The 1,428-nt window shown below is 59.2% G+C and carries 2 protein-coding genes and 1 pseudogene; all 3 read left to right on the forward strand.

The genetic code is table 11. The features are described 5' to 3' along the window. Positions 1-5 precede the first annotated feature (5 nt). Positions 6-344: an ACT domain-containing protein gene (locus tag EN993_RS35795; protein WP_245469075.1), complete on the forward strand. Its 339-nt coding sequence runs from the start codon at positions 6-8 to the stop codon at positions 342-344. A 203-nt stretch (positions 345-547) separates the two neighbouring features. Next, positions 548-862 carry a quaternary ammonium compound efflux SMR transporter SugE gene (gene sugE, locus EN993_RS35800; RefSeq protein WP_127266241.1) on the forward strand — a complete coding sequence of 105 codons (315 nt, stop codon included), beginning with the start codon at positions 548-550 and terminating at the stop codon, positions 860-862. 438 nt (positions 863-1,300) lie between these two features. After that, positions 1,301-1,428, forward strand: a pseudogene (locus EN993_RS35805) (urea amidolyase); the annotation flags it as partial.

Genomic DNA, 1,428 nt, shown 5'->3' on the forward strand with positions numbered 1-1,428 from the left:
ACACAATCTCTCAATTGCCAGCGTCAGAGCCGATTCCGACCTGGTGCGATGGCGACGGATTCGTCAACATCACTAGGGGAGACGACGAGCTGTCGATGATCTGCTTGAAGGACCGGGTCCCGGGTGAAATCATGGCAGATGGCGACTGGACCTGTTTCAAGTTCGTCGGCCCCTTCGCCTTCGGCGAGAGCGGGATCGTTTTGTCGGTGGTGCGCCCGATTTCGGAAAACGGGATCGGTATCCTGGTGGCCTCGACGTTCAATGGCGACTATCTACTGGTGCAGAACGCAGACGTCGCTGAATCGTTGAACCACCTACGCGCCGCCGGACACACAGTCGTTTGAGACTGAAACGCGACGGCGCGTCCGTTCGAGCGTGGCTCGCATTTGCTTTGCAATAATGAAGTCGGTTCCGCATTTGTCGCTCGCCCTCCCCCCAGCCAAGCATGCGCTTGAGACGGGTGCCATCACTCTCGTTGAGCTTCTGTATCGGCGGGGGCAAATTTGGGCGCCGATGGCCAAGTATCCTTCTCAATGGAGTGTCCTCTATGTCGTGGATTTATCTGTTTTTCGCCGGCTTGTTCGAGGTCGGCTGGGCGATCGGCCTCAAATACACTGATGGCTTTTCGAAGCCGCTGCCGACCATCCTCACAGTCGCGTCGATGATCGTGGGCCTAGGCTTGCTTGGCCTAGCGCTGAAGGCGTTGCCCGTTGGCACGGCCTATGCGGTGTGGACCGGCATCGGCACCGTCGGCACGGCCCTGTTGGGCATCTGGCTACTTGGCGAGCCGGCCACCCCGATCCGGCTCGGCTGCATCGGGCTGATCGTCTGCGGCGCCATTGGGTTGAAGCTCGTGGCCTGATGGATTGAGGCGACGCTGTGCATCTTGCGCACTTCTCTGCGAATATCGACGAAGAAATCCCAATTCTCCCGTTTCGCGCACCTCGCCGCCAGGGACTCATCGGCTCAAGGAGGCCAGCCTGAAGGCATGATGCGGAATCGTAAAGCTGAAATGCGCCGGTGCGTGATCGATTGTGCCATGCAAAAGCGGACCGCCAGGCTGCCAATCTGTTTCAATTGCGATGCGTCACACCTTAAATTAACACCCACGATATCGGGGCTAGACATCGCTGCGAGATCAGTGCGGCCGAGTTTTGACTAGGCGGCCCTTGACCGTTGCCTTCATACCAGCCGCCGCCCCAGGGCGCTTGAAAGCACCGCCACGCGGTGTGTCCATCGGTGGTATGCAGACGGCCATCTCTTCGCCGATCGAGATCCCCAGCGGCTGGCACATGCTCAAACGGCATACGGTACATTGTCGGCCAAGGTCGATCGCATGGGCTGTCAGTTGGAAGGGCCACGCATCGAACACCGCGGCGACTTCAACATTGTCTCTGACGGAATCGTCAACGGCAGCATCCAGGTACC

It is taken from the genome of Mesorhizobium sp. M7D.F.Ca.US.004.01.2.1, from assembly GCF_003997785.1.
Taxonomy (GTDB): Bacteria; Pseudomonadota; Alphaproteobacteria; order Rhizobiales; family Rhizobiaceae; genus Mesorhizobium; species Mesorhizobium loti.